This is a genomic window from Neobacillus bataviensis, assembly GCF_019969725.1.
Genome location: NZ_JAHXYW010000012.1, coordinates 14,412 through 32,393, shown reverse-complemented (window position 1 = coordinate 32,393; position 17,982 = coordinate 14,412). Strand labels below are relative to the sequence as shown.

General features: G+C 39.7%; 21 protein-coding genes. 14 read left to right on the top strand and 7 right to left on the bottom strand.

Translation table 11 applies throughout. The features are described 5' to 3' along the window. Positions 1-304 precede the first annotated feature (304 nt). Positions 305-748 carry an RNA polymerase sigma factor gene (locus LC455_RS23790; RefSeq protein ID WP_223594694.1) on the top strand — a complete coding sequence of 148 codons (444 nt, stop codon included), beginning with the start codon at positions 305-307 and terminating at the stop codon, positions 746-748. On the opposite strand, the gene LC455_RS31965 is transcribed toward LC455_RS23790, so the two are convergent. Then, complete coding sequence (locus tag LC455_RS31965) at positions 696-911, bottom strand: spore germination protein (protein ID WP_223594692.1); 216 nt, start codon at positions 909-911, stop codon at positions 696-698. The two genes, LC455_RS23790 and LC455_RS31965, sit on opposite strands and share 53 nt — an antisense overlap. Positions 912-992: 81 nt before the next feature. After that, positions 993-2,081, bottom strand: a complete 1,089-nt coding sequence (locus tag LC455_RS23780) for a GerAB/ArcD/ProY family transporter (RefSeq protein ID WP_223594690.1) — start codon at positions 2,079-2,081, stop codon at positions 993-995. A gap of 317 nt (positions 2,082-2,398) precedes the next feature. Here LC455_RS23780 and LC455_RS23775 point away from each other — a divergent pair, with 317 nt between their 5' ends. From LC455_RS23775 to LC455_RS23765, 3 genes are all read left to right on the top strand, one after another. After that, on the top strand, positions 2,399-3,394 hold the full coding sequence (locus LC455_RS23775) for an aldo/keto reductase (RefSeq protein WP_223594689.1): 996 nt from the start codon (positions 2,399-2,401) through the stop codon (positions 3,392-3,394). Positions 3,395-3,416: 22 nt separating this feature from the next. Continuing rightward, positions 3,417-3,872 carry an NUDIX hydrolase gene (locus tag LC455_RS23770; protein ID WP_223594684.1) on the top strand — a complete coding sequence of 152 codons (456 nt, stop codon included), beginning with the start codon at positions 3,417-3,419 and terminating at the stop codon, positions 3,870-3,872. A 158-nt stretch (positions 3,873-4,030) separates the two neighbouring features. Then, entirely contained in the window at positions 4,031-4,918 is an 888-nt protein-coding gene (locus LC455_RS23765; RefSeq protein ID WP_223594682.1) for an AraC family transcriptional regulator, read from the top strand. A 23-nt stretch (positions 4,919-4,941) separates the two neighbouring features. Here the strand turns inward: LC455_RS23765 and LC455_RS23760 are convergent, their stop codons facing one another. Continuing rightward, the gene (locus LC455_RS23760) at positions 4,942-5,097 is read right to left on the bottom strand and encodes a hypothetical protein (protein ID WP_223594677.1); all 156 of its coding nucleotides are present in this window, start codon (positions 5,095-5,097) and stop codon (positions 4,942-4,944) included. 127 nt (positions 5,098-5,224) lie between these two features. Next, positions 5,225-5,746, bottom strand: coding sequence for an ECF transporter S component (locus LC455_RS23755; RefSeq protein ID WP_223594676.1), 522 nt, complete (start codon positions 5,744-5,746; stop codon positions 5,225-5,227). A gap of 405 nt (positions 5,747-6,151) precedes the next feature. Here LC455_RS23755 and LC455_RS23750 point away from each other — a divergent pair, with 405 nt between their 5' ends. From LC455_RS23750 to LC455_RS23745, 3 genes are all read left to right on the top strand, one after another. Continuing rightward, positions 6,152-6,940 carry a putative protein N(5)-glutamine methyltransferase gene (locus tag LC455_RS23750; RefSeq protein ID WP_223594675.1) on the top strand — a complete coding sequence of 263 codons (789 nt, stop codon included), beginning with the start codon at positions 6,152-6,154 and terminating at the stop codon, positions 6,938-6,940. Between the two features lie 111 nt (positions 6,941-7,051). Continuing rightward, positions 7,052-7,567, top strand: coding sequence for a CBO0543 family protein (locus tag LC455_RS31960; RefSeq protein ID WP_369075767.1), 516 nt, complete (start codon positions 7,052-7,054; stop codon positions 7,565-7,567). A 511-nt stretch (positions 7,568-8,078) separates the two neighbouring features. Then, complete coding sequence (locus LC455_RS23745) at positions 8,079-8,720, top strand: copper homeostasis protein CutC (protein ID WP_223594672.1); 642 nt, start codon at positions 8,079-8,081, stop codon at positions 8,718-8,720. A gap of 51 nt (positions 8,721-8,771) precedes the next feature. Here LC455_RS23745 and LC455_RS23740 read toward each other — a convergent pair whose 3' ends face one another. After that, positions 8,772-9,353, bottom strand: a complete 582-nt coding sequence (locus tag LC455_RS23740) for a TetR/AcrR family transcriptional regulator (protein ID WP_223594671.1) — start codon at positions 9,351-9,353, stop codon at positions 8,772-8,774. A 277-nt stretch (positions 9,354-9,630) separates the two neighbouring features. On the opposite strand from LC455_RS23740, the gene LC455_RS23735 reads away from it, so the two are divergent. The 4 genes from LC455_RS23735 (at position 9,631) to LC455_RS23720 (ending at position 14,374) form a co-directional block, all read left to right on the top strand. Next, positions 9,631-11,076: a DHA2 family efflux MFS transporter permease subunit gene (locus tag LC455_RS23735; protein WP_440446424.1), complete on the top strand. Its 1,446-nt coding sequence runs from the start codon at positions 9,631-9,633 to the stop codon at positions 11,074-11,076. Between the two features lie 23 nt (positions 11,077-11,099). Next, the gene (locus LC455_RS23730; protein ID WP_223594663.1) at positions 11,100-11,858 is read left to right on the top strand and encodes an SDR family oxidoreductase; all 759 of its coding nucleotides are present in this window, start codon (positions 11,100-11,102) and stop codon (positions 11,856-11,858) included. Between the two features lie 540 nt (positions 11,859-12,398). After that, positions 12,399-13,754, top strand: coding sequence for a TrkH family potassium uptake protein (locus LC455_RS23725; RefSeq protein ID WP_223594660.1), 1,356 nt, complete (start codon positions 12,399-12,401; stop codon positions 13,752-13,754). Positions 13,755-13,795: 41 nt separating this feature from the next. After that, positions 13,796-14,374 carry a GNAT family N-acetyltransferase gene (locus tag LC455_RS23720; RefSeq protein ID WP_223594658.1) on the top strand — a complete coding sequence of 193 codons (579 nt, stop codon included), beginning with the start codon at positions 13,796-13,798 and terminating at the stop codon, positions 14,372-14,374. A gap of 161 nt (positions 14,375-14,535) precedes the next feature. On the opposite strand, the gene LC455_RS23715 is transcribed toward LC455_RS23720, so the two are convergent. Then, positions 14,536-15,360: a M15 family metallopeptidase gene (locus LC455_RS23715; protein WP_223594656.1), complete on the bottom strand. Its 825-nt coding sequence runs from the start codon at positions 15,358-15,360 to the stop codon at positions 14,536-14,538. Between the two features lie 267 nt (positions 15,361-15,627). Between LC455_RS23715 and LC455_RS23710 the strand changes: the two genes are divergently transcribed. Both LC455_RS23710 and LC455_RS23705 read left to right on the top strand, forming a co-directional pair. Continuing rightward, complete coding sequence (locus LC455_RS23710) at positions 15,628-16,386, top strand: M15 family metallopeptidase (RefSeq protein WP_263297889.1); 759 nt, start codon at positions 15,628-15,630, stop codon at positions 16,384-16,386. A gap of 140 nt (positions 16,387-16,526) precedes the next feature. Then, positions 16,527-16,679 carry a hypothetical protein gene (locus LC455_RS23705; protein WP_223594652.1) on the top strand — a complete coding sequence of 51 codons (153 nt, stop codon included), beginning with the start codon at positions 16,527-16,529 and terminating at the stop codon, positions 16,677-16,679. Positions 16,680-16,709: 30 nt separating this feature from the next. On the opposite strand, the gene LC455_RS23700 is transcribed toward LC455_RS23705, so the two are convergent. Beyond that, the gene (locus LC455_RS23700; RefSeq protein ID WP_223594651.1) at positions 16,710-17,333 is read right to left on the bottom strand and encodes a LysE family translocator; all 624 of its coding nucleotides are present in this window, start codon (positions 17,331-17,333) and stop codon (positions 16,710-16,712) included. Between the two features lie 159 nt (positions 17,334-17,492). On the opposite strand from LC455_RS23700, the gene LC455_RS23695 reads away from it, so the two are divergent. Then, on the top strand, positions 17,493-17,915 hold the full coding sequence (locus LC455_RS23695) for a CBS domain-containing protein (RefSeq protein ID WP_223594646.1): 423 nt from the start codon (positions 17,493-17,495) through the stop codon (positions 17,913-17,915). Positions 17,916-17,982 lie beyond the last annotated feature (67 nt).

Sequence of the window (17,982 nt, the reverse complement as noted above, 5' to 3'; positions counted from 1 at the left end):
AAAATGTTCCATAGCCGGTTTCTATGGGACAAACCCAAGAGTCAAAGACCTTAAAATGTTCCATAGCCGGTTTCTATGGGACAAACCCAAGAGTCAAAGACCTTAAAATGTTCCATAGCCGGATTCTATGGGACAAACCCATGCACCAAAACTCTAAAATGTCCCATAGACCGGTTTTAAGGGACAAAACAATTCCCCAAACCAAAGAGCCGAGTCCTCAATAAGAAAATTTTTTTTTAAAATCCTCGTCCAAAATCAACCATTATTTGGTCTAATAATGTAGAGAACAAAAAGGGGTGAAAAAATGACTTTATCTGGAAAAGATGGCATCTTGAATGAAAAGTTATCTATTACATTATTTGAAACACATAAAGATTCGATATATAGGATGGCCTATTTGTATATGAAAAATCAAGCGGACTCCTTGGATATTGTCCAGGAGGTTGCCTATCGCGCTTTTAAAAACAGAAAAAGCTTAAAGGAATTGAGTTACTTCAAGACCTGGATCTTGAAAATCACCATCAACGCATCCATTGACCTTTTAAGAAAGAAAAAGAAAGTGGTAGAGCTTCATTTTACTAGTGAACTAGGAACACAACAGACAGAGGAAAAGTACTCTGATTTATTGTTACATGAGCTCTTACTTGGTTGGATTAGAGGAACTGAAACCAATTGGGGAGTAACAGCGAGCCAATTTAGGAATCTTCGCCACTGTATACATTTGAAACTTTTATTTTACCTAAATTAATATTAGTGAACGAGTTTGAGCAGCCATCGCCAAAATTAAAATTGCCGCCGATGATTGTGCTATTGGCGGTATGGCTGTTTTGATAAGTTGCGCCGAAATTAATGTTGGCATTATTTATTAGTGGTCCAACCTTAAATTGGCCAATATTGATTGAGCCTGCCATTTCTATCACCATCCTTATTCCATATTATTTTAAAATAAGGCTTGTGATTGTCCACATGCCCAGCAAAAGGGTAGTATGTTACTAACCTTTTTTCAGCTTCTTCACAATCAGTAACAGAAAGAATAATAAAGGTATGTACCCGTAATTTATGAAAAAGGATATTTTCCCCGTATAATCGAGGAGGATATGAATTTGCTGCCGTGTCTTAAAAAAATTAATACAGATTAATACGACCATTGAAATCAGAAGAACCCCATATTTCTGCTTTAGATTCGTCACTCTTTTTAAAGTCCTGCTCGCACACCATAGGCTTAGGCAAACACTTGGGAGAATCACAATATTCCAATTGGCGATGCCAATGAGATCAAATCTCTCCACAAAAGGCAGTTCGACTATTTTCCACATCGTCAAAGTGGGCCAGATGTACCTTTTCAACTGTCCTTCTGAAAAATAAGCAAACGTTATGACAGAAAGATAAAGATATTGAAAAGTGGTAAAAAACGCACCATAATGCACCCATTTTTTTGATTTTTGTGGTTCTTTGATAAACGGATAAATGAACAATAGAATCTCATAGCCAAGGTATGTAATGGACATTTGATAAGATGCCTTGACCAATTCTATTAACGAGTGATCAAAGATGGGAAGTAAGTTTTTAAAATCGGCATATTGTAACGTAAACAAAAAAGTGAACATTAAATAGCCAGGGAGTACTGTTCCGAAGAATGCCACCCCTGTCACGGTCCTGAACCCTCCAAAAACAATGTAAATGGCTAAACCACAAAAGGCCAGGGCAAACCAAAAGGTACTCATATCCTGAAATACCCATACTTGAATAACCTCAATAAACGATCTAAGTGTGGTAATCATGATCAGGATAAAATAAACAACGAATGGGAGGGACAGCAGTTTGCCTATTTTTTTTCCAAATATGAAAGTATGGGCTGCCACGATATCTCCATTAGCCGTTTCAACAATCTTGTATATGATCCATACCAAGACATGGACACTTAAACCGGCAATAAGAACGGCTATCCATCCATCATATCCTGCAGATTGAGCGATTATGCGCTGAAAACCAAGAACACCTACGCCAAACTGCATTTGGTGAATGATAAAAAAAGCTAAAAAGGGCGATACTTTTGATTTTTCAGGTACAGTGTGTTCCATAGCGCTTCCTCCGGTTCCTATTCGTTTATGCTTTTCTTCCTTGGTGTACTACGAATAGGGGTGTGTCCCTATAGCTTCTTAATTTATATTTTCCTTGTATGAAAGAATTATCAATCATGTTATTTAACAAACGGCTTTTTTCTTGTTGTGGAGCAGTTCAAGAAGGAATTTTATTATTTATTTCGAATAGGAATAAAATTAAAATCGCAACACATCTCCTTTATATCGGTTGAAAAGTAAGCCTTTAAAATTCTTAATGTGTAATCGGTGGCGTTTCTTCAACAATTAGGAGACGGCTGCGGAGGGGGAAATGTTCAATGAAAAAACGAGCACTTGGTCAAAACGGTCCTCTGGTTTCTGAGGTTGGTCTAGGCTGTATGGGGATGTCATGGCTATATGGTAATGCTGATCGAAGCGAAAGTATTGCAACAATCCACGCGGCACTTGAGCAAGGCATTACCCTTTTTGATACAGGGGATTTCTATGGCGATGGACACAATGAATTACTTCTACGTGAAGCATTCCAAGGAATCCAACGGGAAAATGCGTTCATTTCAGTAAAATTCGATGGCAAGCTACACTCTCAGGGAAAGAGTCATCAAGAGAGTGATAACCACCCTCATACAGTTAAGAATTTCCTTGAGGATTCCCTGTTGCGCCTAGGTGTTGAATACATCGATCTTTATCAACCTGGCACAGCTTGCATTGATCCAAACGTACCAATTGAAGAAACGGTTGGTGCAATTGCCGATATGGTAAAGAAGGGATATGTGCGGTACATTGGTCTTTCAGAAGTAGGAGTGGATACAATTCGTCGCGCACACGCTGTACATACGATAAGTTGGCTGCAAATGGAGTACTCACTATTTAATCGGAGCATCGAATCCAATATTTTGCCAACTTTACGGGAATTAGGCATTTCACTTTCGGCCTACGGTGTTCTCTCAAGAGGGTTGTTGAGCGGTACATGGTCAAAAGATCGGGTACTAGATTTGGATGATAAACGCAGTAATGGTCCGCGGTTTGCTAGCGAAAATCTCCAAAAGAATTTATCCCTTGTCGAGGCACTGCGTACAATTGCTAAAGAAAAGCAAGTAACGGTTGCGCAACTTGCCCTCGCATGGGTTCTATCTCGGGGTGAAGATGTTATCCCATTGGTTGGGGCAAGAAAGAGATCACAACTTAAGGATTCAGTCGGTGCACTTGAACTAAATTTAAGTCCAGACGATCTTTTACGGATTGAAGAAGCCGTACCTTCAGAACTTGTCGCCGGCGAATACTTCCCGGTACCACGGGAAAAATGGTTCTTTTAAATAGTAATGATAAGGAGAAAGTATGGCTCAAGATGGGATTGTTTTAGTAGTTAGTGTTTCAATATTCAAAGATGAAGAAGTTTTAATAATTAAAGAAAATAAGCCAAGTGCATTGAATAAGTGGAATTTTCCAAGTGGAAGAATTGAATCTGGTGAAGACGTTTTATATACAGCTAAAAGGGAAGTAAAAGAGGAAACAGGATTAGACGTGGAACTTACTAGTTCTACTGGTATTTATAACTTTATTAGTAGTGCAGGTAATCAAGTTATTCTGTTTCATTTTACGGGTGAAGTCACAGGGGGTTCATTAACAATTGAAGAAGATGAAATTATAGACTGTAAATGGGTAAAGGTGATTGACCTTGCGGACTTTGATAATAAAGAGCTTCGTGATGCGAGTGTAATAAAACAAATAGTAAATAATTTAGTTCATAAAAATTTCTATTCAATAAATATTTTTAATCAACAAATTATGTAAATAAAAATCCATGTTCAAACCACTGGGCGTTTCTACAAGAAGTGGAGACACATTTTTGTTATTTTATAAGGCTGCTATTTACCCTACAAAATTGGGCATCAATTGTCGGAAGGATCAATTCAGTCTCTGCTATTCTTTGAATGAAGGGAGGTCAGATAATGGATTTATTAAAGAACATGAATGAAGCATTACAGTATATTGAAGAAAACCTTACTCAAGATATTGACTTTAAAGAAGTGGCAAAGTTAGCTTTCTGTTCCGAATACCATTTTAAAAGAATGTTTTCTTTTCTTGCAGGGATTTCGCTATCCGAATACATTCGAAGAAGACGGCTCACTCTTGCAGCACTTGAACTGAATAATAGTAACTTAAGAATTATTGATGTTGCGATTAAATACGGATATAGTTCACCAGATTCCTTTACCAGAGCTTTTCAAAGTTTGCATGGTGTAACACCATCAGAAGCCAAAAATACTGGCCAGTTATTAAAAGCCTATCCACGAATGACCTTCCAACTATTCATTAAGGGAGGAACCGAAATGAATTACCGAATTGAAGAAAAAGAGGCATTTAACATCGTGGGTGTCATGAAAAGGGTGCCGATTGTTTTCGAAGGAGAGAACCCAGAAATCAATGCTATGTGGAAAACATTGAATACGGAGAAGATAAATAAACTGAAGGAATTATCAAATGTTGAACCAAAAGGGATCATTCAGGCATCTACTAACTTTTCAGAAGGTCGTATGGAGGAAAAAGGTGGTCTGGATCATTATATAGGTGTGGCGACAACAAAAGAGTGTCCAGAAAATCTTTTTAAACTAGAAGTTACTTCCTTAACTTGGGCTGTATTCGAGTCAGTAGGTCCTTTTCCCAATACACTGCAGGAAACTTGGGGACGTATTTATTCTGAATGGTTTCCGTCCTCAAACTATCAACAAACAGAAGGACCAGAAATATTGTCGATTAAAGACAAAGATTTAACTTCACCAACTGTAAAAAGCGAAATTTGGATTCCAGTTTTGAAAAAATTCGAAGCCAAAAAATAAAAAACCACTCTAAGAGTGGTTTTTTAATCGCGCATGGCTCCTGCCTCTCGAGAAGTCATGGCACCTTGTCCTTGGCTTACATCGCTTTGAATTTCTTGTTTTACCTTTTGGGCATCAGTCCCAGCAGATGCTGGCTTCATAGTAGAACTCATATTACTTGCTTGTTGATTCTGTTGCATACAAATCCCCCTCAATTTTTGGTTTAACGATTTTATTATTTACAAAAAAACTCGGCATATCCCGAAGATTTGAGCGGCACAATAAAGGACTGCCACATTAGGCAGTCCTTCAAATGTCGTTATTTTATTAAGCTCTTTTCTTAAAACGTCCTACTAGAGGTACTACAATGATACCTGCTACTGCGACCTGTAAAATGTTACCGGGGACGGAGCCGAATGGTTGTACCCAGTTACCGTAAAGAATTACTTCGGCAAAATAGTAGCCAACCACTTTTATGATCAGTGCAGTTGCAACGGCCAGAGTGTGAACAACGACTCTGTTGCCAGGTACTTTTTCGGAAATGAGTCCGACTACGAAGCCCATTGCACCAACGATGACAAAAGTAAACGGTGACCAGATGGCCCAACCGGAGATAACATCAAATAAGCCCATACCGAAGGCACCGGCGATGGCACCTGTTTTTTTGCCGTAAACCATGGCTGCTATAAAAAGAGGAACGTTACCTAGATGGATGAGACCTCCGTTACCCATAATTGGGAGCCTTATGTTGATGAACATTGTGGCGACAAGGGTTAACGCGATGAAAAGTGCATTGATGACAATGGCTCTAGTTTTAGATGATTCTGTTGATGGGAATGTTGTATTCATATGTTTAACCTCTTCTTTTTTTTAAAATAATATCATATTATCAGACATTTAAAAATACATAATTTTATTATTACCAAAGGCGGTAAACAAATGAAGGTATCATATATCTTTGCTGTTCTCATATTTTAAACGGGTGCAAGAGTTGAAGAGATAAAGTCCTTAAGGACATTTCGCCTGCTCCTGAAGGGAGATTTGTCCTCAAGAGGCGTTATTAAGGACATTTTGCTTGGATTTGAAGTGGGTTTTGTCCTCAAGGGGTGTTCTTAAGGACATTTTGCTTGGTCCTGAGGCGAGTTTTGTCCTTAAGAGTGAGGAGAAGGGTAGTGGAAGAAGGACTTTTCCAATTTTTAACGAACTCCCTATAATAACCTTTACAAAGATTGGGTGGTTATTATAGGGACGCAAATGAATGCAGATATTGATGACCAAATTAAAAAAAGTATAACCGAGAGACTTCGGACCGCAGGTTGTGTTTTTGCAGAAGAAGAGGCGCGGCTTCTAATTTCTGAAGCACAGACAACGGATGCACTGTCCGATATGGTTGGTCTTCGAATCACAGGTACCCCGCTTGAACATGTCCTCGGTTGGGCGGAATTCTGTGGCAACAGGATAGCAGTTGACCCAGGAGTTTTCGTACCCCGCCGACGTACCGAATTCCTTGTCCAAAAGGCAGCAGCCCTTACTGTACCTGGTGCTATAGTCGTTGATCTTTGCTGCGGTTCTGGAGCAGTAGGTGTCGCGATAGCAAAAGCCCTGGGAACAATTGAGCTGTATGCGGTCGACATGGACCCAACCGCAGCAAGCTGTGCCCTCCGTAATGTTACAACCGTTGGTGGCCTTGTCTATGAAGGGGATCTCTATGAGCCGCTGCCTGCCAAACTACGCGGGAAAGTCGACATCCTAGTAGCAAATGCACCATATGTACCTACCGAAGCAATCCAGCTGCTTCCCCAGGATGCACGTCTTTATGAACCAATGGCAGCGCTTGACGGAGGAAATGACGGGCTTGATATTCAGCGAAGAGTAGCGAAAGAAGCATCTCTTTGGCTTGCTCCTGGAGGGCAGCTTTTAATAGAGACGAGCGAAAGGCAGGCACCCAACACTGTTGAAATCTTCACTCAAAACGGGTTAATCCCTCAGTTGATTCGCAATGATGACTTGGATGCTACCATTGTTATTGGAACCAAACCCTAGAGCTTCTCTAAAAAGGACAGCTCTAACGAAATAATACTAGTATCCTTCAGCTTTTTTGTTTAATACTTTTCACAAATTTAGCAAATATTAAAACCAAAATGTTGAATAAGGGTGTTCCTATTGCGCGTTGCTCTGTGCTTAACTCTTGTACTTTGCTGCTGGAAATTTGGCGATGTGAAAAACTGGAGAAATTATTACCCCACTATTTTATACTTGGTTGTAAATAATTTATTATATAGCTACTTTGTTGGCGAGAAAAATGTTCTATGGAAATTGGAACCTGATTTCTTATTAAACAATTCCTTTTCATTTTTGGTTCAAAACTTCATTAATTTTCCATGTATCGTCATTCTATTTTTGACCTATTTACCTAAGTCCCCAAAGAAAGTAATAACCTATTTATTAATATCGGGTTTCATTCTTACTGGTATTGAAACCATAATGTTTCTTGCTGGAAAAGTCTCGTATCATAACGGTTGGAATTATTGGTGGTCTGTGGCCTTTAATTTCTTATGGGCCATAATGCTGAGATTTCATTATCTAAAGCCTATCCCTGCTTGGGTGGTTTCGTTTTTATTTGCGGCATTTTTTATCATTTACTTTCATGTTCCATTGCCTAAACACTAAATACTTGCCAAACGCTTCATTCCTTCGACATTCTTCTACCGTATCTAGATGAAAAAAACCAGTAATGATACGGGGTGAAGCCATATTTAATTAAACGTTTGATTAATGATGAAAAATAGGGAACCCAATTGAATTCTGTCAGTACATTAAAAATTTGTCCTTTTTACTTGGTTGATGGCGATTTTTAAGGTAATCTTTCAAACAATTTTCGCAAGGCTTTCATCACAAAAAACGTCAATCCCGCGGTTATTGCCAAATTTAATCAAACGATTGTTTAGTATAGCACTTAAAGAATTTTATCGAATATTCTCGATTGGTGCAGAAAAACAAATGCCTTACCATTTCAAGGATATTTTTCAACAAATTTTTTGTCTTCCCAGGGACAGAAAGCTTTATTTAACTGCGTTCTTAGAGATTTTAATCAAACGTCTGATTAAAATCGAATCCGGTAGAAATGAATCGGGTTATGTCAGTTTACAGAAGTTTTAACAGCTCAGAAAGGATAGTCTAAATGCTAAAAGAAGTTTGTGTAGAGAATTTTACATGGGTTCCTCAAGCAATTGAAAAAGGGGGCCATCGAATTGAGCTTTGTGACAACCTCGCTGTTGGCGGCACCACCGTCAGTCACGGGGTGGCTGCCAAAACGATTTCCTATTGTCACTTGAAAAATATTAAGGTAATGTCCATAGTCAGGCCAAGAGGCGGAAACTTTATTTTTTCGAAAGAGGAAATAGAGATCATGCAAAATGATATTATCCATTTTAAACAGTTAGGGACAGATGGTGTGGTGATCGGCTGCTTAAATGATTTAGGCTGGATAGATGAGGATGCTATGCTCAGGCTGCTGGAATCTGCGGAAGGACTGGATGTCACCTTTCATATGGCTTTTGATCATATTAATCATGAATACCAGTTTAAAGCGATTAATTGGCTTGTGAAACATCGGGTAGATCGAATTTTAACACACGGGGGGCCAAGCTCTACACCAATTGAAGCTAACCTAAGCCGTTTGAAGGAATTCGTGGATTATGCAGCTGACAGAATCATTATTCTGCCCGGCGCGGGAATTACAGATAAAAATCTAAATCATATTGCAGACGTGTTAAATGTTAGTGAGGTACATGGAACCAAAATTGTGGGGAAGCTTTGGTAGATGGAAAAACCCGAAATTCCTACTAAAAGGAAATCGGGTTATTTCTCCTGGCTACTTTCCCCCAATTCGAAAAAGCATACTCAACTGCTTGGCAAGATATTGCGGTGTATAAGGCATATCGTTACGCAGCCAAGCAATAATTGTACCTATCAGAGCGGAAGAACCGTACCAGATTGCCACATCCCTTTGGATATCACCAGAAGCACGAAAGGAGTGGATCCCGGTTCTCTTTGTTATGACTTCTGTTAGGATTTTTAATAACCGCTCTGTAAAAATGGGCGTCCTTCTGGTACCAAGAACCACTTTATAGAATTTACCATTCTCGGCTATATGCTCAAGCAGGCTTTCGAGCATCAACGAATCGGTTTCACCGGTGGATTCCTTATCAGTTGCACTCCTCATAATTTCCTCAATACCCTCGGCCATTTCCTGCGCCATTTTCTCCATCATGTCTTGAATATCACGATAGTGAAGATAAAACGTAACACGGTTGATCGTTGCACGCTCCGCAATCCGGTTGACCGTTATTTTATTTAGCTCCATCTCCTGAAGCAAATCGATTAAAGCATCCTTTATTAATTGGCGCGTCCGCAGTATTCGCGGATCGACGCGAGTATTTTCATGATCCGTCATGTCTAATCACCTTTCCCTCAAATTGGAAATTTACAATTATTCCAGTTGTGTCTATTATCTTCTGAATTAACGACATAACTCACAAGAATGATAACTAATATACACTTCATCAAGAATTGTCGGTTGTTATTACCCACTATCTAACTATAATATAATTTATACAATGTTAATTATTCAACACGTTGTAAAAAAGTTCACATAAATGTTAGAAAGGATGGAAAAATAATTGAGCAAAATTTCTATTACAGACACCAATTCCATAAAAAAAGGCCCTATCATGTTCATTTTGATATTGGGAGCTTTCATAGCAACATTAAACCAAACACTCATGAGCGTCGCCGTACCTGAACTGATGGTTGACTTCAACATATCTGCCGCAACCGCACAGTGGTTAACAACAGGTTACATGCTGGTAAACGGAATCTTAATTCCGATTACGGCCTATTTAATGCAGCGATTTACAACCCGCGAGCTTTTTCAAGCTTCCATGATTATCTTTTTGGCAGGAACAATCGTTTCCGCTCTAGCAACCGGATTTCCGGTCTTGTTAACCGGACGCATGATTCAGGCTGCAGGTGCCGGAATCATTATGCCGCTGCTTACGAATGTCATTCTGACACTGTTCCCTGCGGAAAAAAGAGGAGCAGCCATGGGAATGGTCGGGCTTGCGATTATTTTCGCCCCTGCCATTGGACCGACACTGGCCGGCTACATTATCGAAAATTACAAATGGGAAACAATGTTTTACGGAATGATTCCTTTTGCTGTCCTTGTCATAATATTAGGATTCATTTACCTCCGAAATGTATCAGATCGAATTAAAACAAAATTTAATGTTCTGGCTGTCACCCTCTCAACGATTGGTTTCGGGTCATTGCTTTATGGCTTCAGCCGGGCTGGAAGTCTTGGATGGTCCGACTCAGAGGTAATAAGTACAATTGCCGTTGGCGTCTTGGCCCTTGTCCTTTTTTCATGGAGGGAATCGAAGTCAAAAAATCCCCTGCTGGATTTGCGTGCGTTTAAGTACAATATGTTCACCTTAACGACCATTATCAATATCGCGATAACAATGGTGATGTATGCAGATATGATGCTGCTTCCGCTATATCTCCAGAATGCCCGTGGATACACAGCGATTGAATCAGGCCTGCTCCTTCTACCTGGTGCGCTGATCATGGGCTTCCTGATGCCGGTTACCGGCAAGCTGTTCGACCGCTTTGGCGCGAAATGGCTGTCAGTTATCGGAATGGTCATTACCATTGGCACCACACTTGGTTTTACCAACTTGACTGACTCGACGAGTTTTACCCTTCTGGTTCTTATGTCAACAGGGCGCCGAATTGGGATGGCCTTGATGATGATGCCGATTCAGACCGCTGGTTTAAACCAATTGCCACCGCAGTTAAATGCACACGGAACGGCCATATCTAATACCATTCGGCAGGTTGCCGGTGCTGTAGGTACGTCGCTTCTGGTTACGGTTATGACCGACCGGACAAAATCACATCTGCAGGATATGATCCCGACTGCGGCTCTGAAAGGCTTGACCCAAGGGCAGATGATTAAGGAAGCCTCTATCCAAGGTATTAATGATGCCTATCTTGTCATTGTCGGAATCGGCATCATCGGATTGCTGCTTTCCTTCTTTATCAAGAAGGGTAAGCAGGCTTCCAAAGTGGAGTCCAAGGCTCATTTAAAAAAGGCAGTAGCAAATGAAGCTTAATCAAACTAATGGGAGGAATCGAAATGAGACTTGAAAATAAAGTAGCGGTAGTAACAGGTGCTGCATCTGGGATGGGTAAAGCGATTGCGATTCTTTATGCAAAAGAAGGAGCGAGAGTAGTCGTTTCGGATATAAACCTTGAAGCAGCAAATCAAACAGTGGACGAAATTAAGTCAAATGGCGGGGAAGCCGTAGCAGTGATGGCCAATGTTGCGAAAGAAGAAGATATCCAAAACCTGATTGACACCGCAGTTCATACTTTCGGAACATTAGATATTTTAGTCAATAATGCCGGCATCATGGATAACTTTGAACCTGCCGGTGATATAGAAGATGAGAAATGGGAGCGTATTTTTGCGATCAATACAACAAGTGTTATGCGTGCAACACGCAAATCCTTGCCGATCTTTTTAGAAAAACAATCCGGCGTGATTATTAATGTTGCTTCGGCCGGCGGACTTCAAGGCGCGAGAGCAGGAGCCGCTTATACAGCTTCTAAGCATGCAGTGGTTGGTTTTACAAAAAATACGGGATTCATGTACGCAGAAAAAGGGATTCGCTGCAACGCGATTGCCCCAGGCGGAGTGGAAACAAACATCGGTGCATCCATGAGCGGGATTAACGAATTCGGCATGGGTCGCATTCAAGCTGGATTAGGTATCAATCCACGTGTCGGTAAACCAGTGGAAATTGCTAATATCGCTCTTTTCCTTGCTTCAGATGAATCAAGCTTTGTGAATGGTACCGTGATTACCGGGGATGCCGGCTGGACAGCTTATTAATTTTTCGTTAAAACCGTCAGGGATTTGATCCTGGCGGTTTATTCTTTGGTCAAAATATATGGTGCTTAAACGCCTCCTAAAGGAGGTGTTTTTCCGTTTTTTGTCTAATTGTCCAAACCGTCAGAAAAATTATCCAAAGTGGTCCAAAAAAGTCCAATGTCCTTAAAAAAATGTCCAATACACCACAAAAAGTGTCCAAAGCATATGTGGAGAATTAAACATGTGATTTCGCATTTCCTTTTTTTGGTTAAATGGACAAAACTATTAAAAAAATAGACAACCCCTTTAAAAAATAGACAATGTGCCCTCAAAAATGAACAAAACACCCCCAAAAATAGACAAAACACCCAAAAAAATAGACAAAGCTTCGGCAAAGGGCCAGCATAAAAGTATCGCAGGGTTATTCTAGCGAGTTTATTTATACCAACATGAAAATGGTTTGAATTATTCTATAAGCTAAATCTATAATAAAAAGGAAGTCACCGTGCTTAACATATTATGGCAATTATATCTTTCGAATATAAATAGAAATGGTGAAACATGAAAACTCTAACTAAGAAAAAGAAGAAGTCACTAAAACCTGCCCAAATCATCGTGATTTATTATCTGCTAGCTGTGGTTGTCTCGACCATATTATTAATGCTGCCCATAACACTGAAGCCCAATGCTAAAATTTCGTTTATTGATGCCCTCTTTACTGCGGTAAGTGCCGTTAGTGTAACAGGGTTAGCTACCATTCCGATCAATGAGGTTCTCAGTGTTCCAGGAACCATTATTTTTGCGATCATTTTGCAATTTGGCGGGATCGGCATAATGTTTCTTGGAACCACAATTTGGCTTTTAATGGGGAGACGTATTGGAATAAGAGACAGAATGCTTATAATGACAGATCAAAATCTTTCATCTTTTTCTGGAATCATTAAACTTATCAGAAATATTCTGTTCCTATTTATCATCATGGAAGTAATAGGGGGCATTATTTTTGGTATCTACTTTTTAAAATACTTTCCTAGCTGGCAGGAAGCTTTTTTACAAGGTTTCTTTGCAGCAGTCAGCGCGGCAACAAATGCAGGATTTGATATTACAGGAGAATCATTGATTCCTTTTGCCAACGATTATTTTGTGCTAATGCTGACCATGGTGCTGCTAATCGTAGGAGCGATTGGGTTCCCCGTACTGATGGAAGTGATTCATTTCTTTAAACATAAAGGGAAGACGCCATATAAGTTTTCTTTATTTACAAAAATCACGACCCTTACATTTTTTGGATTGATTGTAATAGGCACGATTCTCATCTACCTATGTGAATATAATCATTACTTTGCCGATAAAACTTGGCATGAAGCTTTTTTCCATTCCCTTTTTTATTCTGTGTCTTCTCGAAATGGCGGGCTGAGTACAATGGAAATTAGGGAATATTCCACCGCTACCCTTTTTATTTTGAGTATTCTTATGTTTATCGGGACCTCTCCAAGCAGTGCCGGGGGAGGAATAAGAACGACGACTTTTGCGATTATGTTATTGAGTGTCTATTATTTCGCTAACGGAACGACAACAATTAAAATTTTTAAAAGAGAAATTGCCACGGAGGACGTCATCAAGTCCTATATCGTCATTGCTACCGCTATGATGCTCTGTTGTGTCAGCACCATTATCCTTACGATTCTGGAACCGGGCTTTTCACTAATGGAGATCATCTTTGAAGTGGCATCCGCATTTGGAACTGTCGGGCTCTCCATGGGGATCACGGCAAAATTGGGCATCATGGGCAAAATTGTCATTATGCTTTTAATGTTCATTGGCAGAATCGGTATCTTTAACTTTTTAATCATTATGGGAGGAAAACCAATTAAAGCGAATTATCAATATCCAAAAGAGCGAATCATTATTGGTTAATAGAGAAATTGTCAATGCCGAGTGTAGGGAGAGTGAGCAAAGTGGAAATATCCGAACATATTTATGCGCGTTCAAATCGCCTGATTTTGAGACAATTTTCACAGCAAGATGTTGAACCCTTTTATTTGTACCGTTCGAGTCCTAAAGTGGCTAAATTTCAGTCCTGGGAGAATTATCAACATCACGATGCGGAAGTTTTTGTGGAGAAGCAATCGAAGTCTGTGCCGAATCAACCTGGCACATGGTTTCAGTTTGCCATTGCTTTAGAGGAGACGAATCAACTAATCGGAGATTGTGCGCTGCACACACTTCTGGCCGAGCCGCGGATTGTTGAAATTGGCTATACCCTCGCCGAAGAGCATCAGGGAAAGGGTTATGCCAGTGAAGCGGTGAGAGCGTTGTTGAGTTATGTATTCAATGATCTTGGAAAACACAAGGTCATAGCTTTGACAGATGTTAGAAACGAAAACTCCATCCGGCTGCTTGAACGCGTAGGCATGAGAAGAGAAGGTCATTTGTTGGAAAACTACATGTCAAAGGGACAGTGGGTGGACGAGTATCAATATGCAATGCTAAGGTCGGAATGGGAGCAACAGTTTAAAGGCAAGTACCAGGACTAGCCAACATTTCTGAATATCTTAGTAGAGAAATTTTTGCCATTCTTCAAATAAAGTACTGCTTACAGGCAAAAGGAAACCCCGCTTTACCAGATAGAAAAGTGGGGCGAGGTTAGCCGCGGAGCGTGAAGCTTGCGCGGTTTTTTTGTATCGAACATCACGATTTACTTCTTCAGGATTGGGAAAACGCCGTAATACTCTTCTAAAGTCAAGTTTCTTTTTTTCATTTCCTTCGCAACGGCGGTGCCGACGTAGCGGATGTGCCATGGTTCGTATTTGTAGCCAGTCACGTACTCTTTTCCTTTTGGATAACGGATGATGTAGCCGAAATTGGCACTGTTCTTATCCAGCCATTTTGCTTCTTTTGTAGTGGCGAAACAAGAGGCAGCCGCACATTTCCCGCTGCTTCCGCTAACATCGATGGAGAGCCCCGTCTGGTGTTCACTGGTGCCAGGGATGGCACTGTAAGTTCTTGCTTTTTCATACCCGTCTCTTTTGACGTAACGGTTAAAGACGGCCGCCTGGGTTGCATACGAACGGTAGGCAGAGACCCCGCTTAAATAAACCTTGTCTTTTTTGGCCGCCGCAAACATCCTTTCGAGTGCCACCGCCGCCTCTTTTCTCAACTTCCGTTTCTCAATTTTTTCTTTAAAGAGAAAGGAGGTATTAGGATAGACCAAATTTTTCGGCACATATGTTTTAGGCAGATAAATTTTTTTGTTCACGATTACTCCCAGGGAAGCAGGGTATTTCGTGGTATAAATTGCCTTCCCATCCTTACTCGTTGTCTTATTCACATACGACATGTTTGTCCCTATGTTGTTTGGGTTCGAATGGGACCGGTTGTTCATCGGGGTTGGGGTCAAGGACTGATTTGTGTCGTTTTCGGTATTTTTGGGTGAAGATGATTGATCCGAATCTCGGTTACAGCCCATAAGGGTGAAGGAGGTAATAAGAGCGACCCATGCACAGACCCATTTTTTTGCCATATTATCCGACTCCTCAATATCAAATTGACTACGTCCACCGTTTTTTAGACCGATGTTACAAATAGGGTTTGAAATTCCATTACAATCTATGCATAAGGTGTTTTATGTCAGAATCCAGTAGCAAAAGAGTTATGCTAACTGTAAAATATGAATTATTTAAGTGTTACTTAATTGATCGTTAAGTTTTCTGGAATTATCTAAACGAAAACGCCATGATAAAATTTTACTTGGAATTTTAGGTCCAAATGAATTGTGGATGTGTTCAAGTTGGATAAATTATTAATCAGGGACTGCATCATCATTTTTGCAGTAATCATAACTGGTTATACAGAAATTTTTCACGATACCAAAAGCAAACCTGAAGTAACAGTGGTTCATGCAAAACATCATGATCATACTATCCAGATTGACACTGACCCAGAGAGCATTACAGTACTCGTAAATAATCGGTATAAACTGCCAGAAAATTATACTCCCCCAGGTCTTATTAATGCCGATATTCCCTTTATTTTTCAGGAGAAAGCTGAAAAGCGAAAGATGCGTGCAGAGGCCGCAGATGCGATTCATGAATTATTTACGGATGCAAAAGAACAGGGTATTTCATTTTTAGGTGTTTCGGCTTATCGAGCATATTCAACTCAAACGACATTATTTAACTCTTATGTAAGTAGAGATGGGTATGAAGAGGCAAGCAGGTACAGTGCTTTGCCTGGCACGAGTGAACATGAGACAGGTCTTGCCATTGATGTTACCGGAGGAGATGGCAGGTGTGCTACAGAAGATTGTTTCGGAGGAACAAAAGAGGCGATTTGGCTAGAGGAGAATGCAGCTAAGTATGGCTTTATTATTCGATATCCGAAAGGCAAAGAGGCCATTACCGGTTATCAATATGAGCCTTGGCACCTTCGTTATGTTGGCAAAGCAATGGCTCTTAAAATTATGAACAAAGGAATTACTCTGGAAGAATATTTTAATGCTGAACCAGTTAATATGAAACAAAAGCCGTCAAGCTCCAAAGGGAATTGACGGCTTTTTTTGGTAATGATTAGAGAAAATGAAGTGAAGCTTAATAACTCGTTCAAACATCAGAAATACACTAATAACATTGGACAAAGTAAAATAAAAGTGTTGTTTGGTAGATAATAAATCTATTGGATGTGATATTAATGGAAAGAATTCCAGTTATATATCAAGGTGAAAATTATCTATTACTTCATCAATACGCATGTGGTTACTGTGAGATTATCGAAGATGGAGAATCCAATTACAAAGTTAAACTGGTACATTTTTCTGAATTAAAGCTGAACCTGATCGCCTAAGAAGCGGTCATTTTTTTTTGAAAAAAACATCTAAGGTCTTTTTTCGATAGCAAGTTTTATTCCAAAGCCCAAAACAACAAATCCTGAAATTCTTTCGATGGCTCGTTGAGTAGCAGGTTTTTTCATCCAAGAACTGATGTAATTAATTAAATTCACATACACGATAGACCAAATGATCGTTAATACTGTATAAGTTAGTCCCATCATGAGAAATTGCAAAAATGGTTTCATGCCGGTCGATAAAAATTGTGGAAAAAATGTAAGGAATAAAACAGCTATCTTCGGATTAAGAAGGTTCGTCAAAAACCCTTGTCGAAATGGAGACTTGTTCTTATATTTCGTTTGATGGCCGTCACCAGATGAACCTTTATTTTTCTTAGAAGACCATATGGATGTTACACCTAAATAAATGAGATAAACCGCACCAACGTATTTAAAAATAGAAAATAACAAGGCAGATTTTACAAAAATAGCAGAAAGACCAAAAACCGCTGCTGAAGTATGAATAATAAGTCCTGATGTAATCCCAATAACCGTATCAATGCCACCTTTTTTTCCAGAGGTAACGGTGTTTTGGGTGATTAATCCAATATCAGGACCAGGAAGAATAACAAATAAGAGTGACATGATAACAAACAGATAAAAGTTCTCCATAACTAGCCCCGCCTTCATAATTTCTTCTAAGATACCATATACGGGCAGCGTTTGGAATATTCAATTTTCAGTTCTTTTTTAAGTTTTTAAAGTTGTATTTATAGATTATTTACGAGGGGAAATACTACAGTAGTATTCAAAAAATAAGGAGGAATATGTATGACAATTGTACGTGAAATCATGTCAAGTAACGTTAAGGTGTGTGAGCCACACGCACCAGTCACCGAAGCAGCTAAAATTATGCGTGATGTTAACTGTGGTTCTGTTCCTGTTTGTGAAGGCAAAAAAGTGGTTGGAATGATCACTGACCGGGATATTGTCTTAACTTGCGTAGCGGAAGAAAAAGATTGCAAATCAGTTCACTGTCATGATTGTATGACCAGTGAGGTCATTACTTGCTCACCTGATTTGGATATTCATGAATGTGCTCGCATGATGTCCGAGCATCAAATTCGACGGATTCCTGTGGTTGAAAATGGCGAGATGGTAGGAATTTGTTCAATAGGTGATCTTGCGACCGTAAATATTCATGTTAATGAAGCCGGAGAAGCATTAAGTCATATTTCTGAACAACTCCATTAATTGTATGTTAAATGCCCTCGAGATTTATGGGGCATTTTTTTATTGCGAAAACAATATTAATATAATT

What these genes read in the sequence shown, in the direction of transcription:
- LC455_RS23790 (WP_223594694.1), top strand. Translation starts at nt 305, where the DNA reads ATGACTTTATCTGGAAAAGATGGCATCTTGAATGAAAAGTTATCTATT.
- LC455_RS31965 (WP_223594692.1), bottom strand. Translation starts at nt 911, where the DNA reads ATGGCAGGCTCAATCAATATTGGCCAATTTAAGGTTGGACCACTAATA.
- LC455_RS23780 (WP_223594690.1), bottom strand. Translation starts at nt 2,081, where the DNA reads ATGGAACACACTGTACCTGAAAAATCAAAAGTATCGCCCTTTTTAGCT.
- LC455_RS23775 (WP_223594689.1), top strand. Translation starts at nt 2,399, where the DNA reads ATGAAAAAACGAGCACTTGGTCAAAACGGTCCTCTGGTTTCTGAGGTT.
- LC455_RS23770 (WP_223594684.1), top strand. Translation starts at nt 3,417, where the DNA reads ATGGCTCAAGATGGGATTGTTTTAGTAGTTAGTGTTTCAATATTCAAA.
- LC455_RS23765 (WP_223594682.1), top strand. Translation starts at nt 4,031, where the DNA reads ATGGATTTATTAAAGAACATGAATGAAGCATTACAGTATATTGAAGAA.
- LC455_RS23760 (WP_223594677.1), bottom strand. Translation starts at nt 5,097, where the DNA reads ATGCAACAGAATCAACAAGCAAGTAATATGAGTTCTACTATGAAGCCA.
- LC455_RS23755 (WP_223594676.1), bottom strand. Translation starts at nt 5,746, where the DNA reads ATGAATACAACATTCCCATCAACAGAATCATCTAAAACTAGAGCCATT.
- LC455_RS23750 (WP_223594675.1), top strand. Translation starts at nt 6,152, where the DNA reads ATGAATGCAGATATTGATGACCAAATTAAAAAAAGTATAACCGAGAGA.
- LC455_RS23745 (WP_223594672.1), top strand. Translation starts at nt 8,079, where the DNA reads ATGCTAAAAGAAGTTTGTGTAGAGAATTTTACATGGGTTCCTCAAGCA.
- LC455_RS23740 (WP_223594671.1), bottom strand. Translation starts at nt 9,353, where the DNA reads ATGACGGATCATGAAAATACTCGCGTCGATCCGCGAATACTGCGGACG.
- LC455_RS23735 (WP_440446424.1), top strand. Translation starts at nt 9,631, where the DNA reads ATGTTCATTTTGATATTGGGAGCTTTCATAGCAACATTAAACCAAACA.
- LC455_RS23730 (WP_223594663.1), top strand. Translation starts at nt 11,100, where the DNA reads ATGAGACTTGAAAATAAAGTAGCGGTAGTAACAGGTGCTGCATCTGGG.
- LC455_RS23725 (WP_223594660.1), top strand. Translation starts at nt 12,399, where the DNA reads ATGAAAACTCTAACTAAGAAAAAGAAGAAGTCACTAAAACCTGCCCAA.
- LC455_RS23715 (WP_223594656.1), bottom strand. Translation starts at nt 15,360, where the DNA reads ATGGCAAAAAAATGGGTCTGTGCATGGGTCGCTCTTATTACCTCCTTC.
- LC455_RS23705 (WP_223594652.1), top strand. Translation starts at nt 16,527, where the DNA reads ATGGAAAGAATTCCAGTTATATATCAAGGTGAAAATTATCTATTACTT.
- LC455_RS23700 (WP_223594651.1), bottom strand. Translation starts at nt 17,333, where the DNA reads ATGGAGAACTTTTATCTGTTTGTTATCATGTCACTCTTATTTGTTATT.
- LC455_RS23695 (WP_223594646.1), top strand. Translation starts at nt 17,493, where the DNA reads ATGACAATTGTACGTGAAATCATGTCAAGTAACGTTAAGGTGTGTGAG.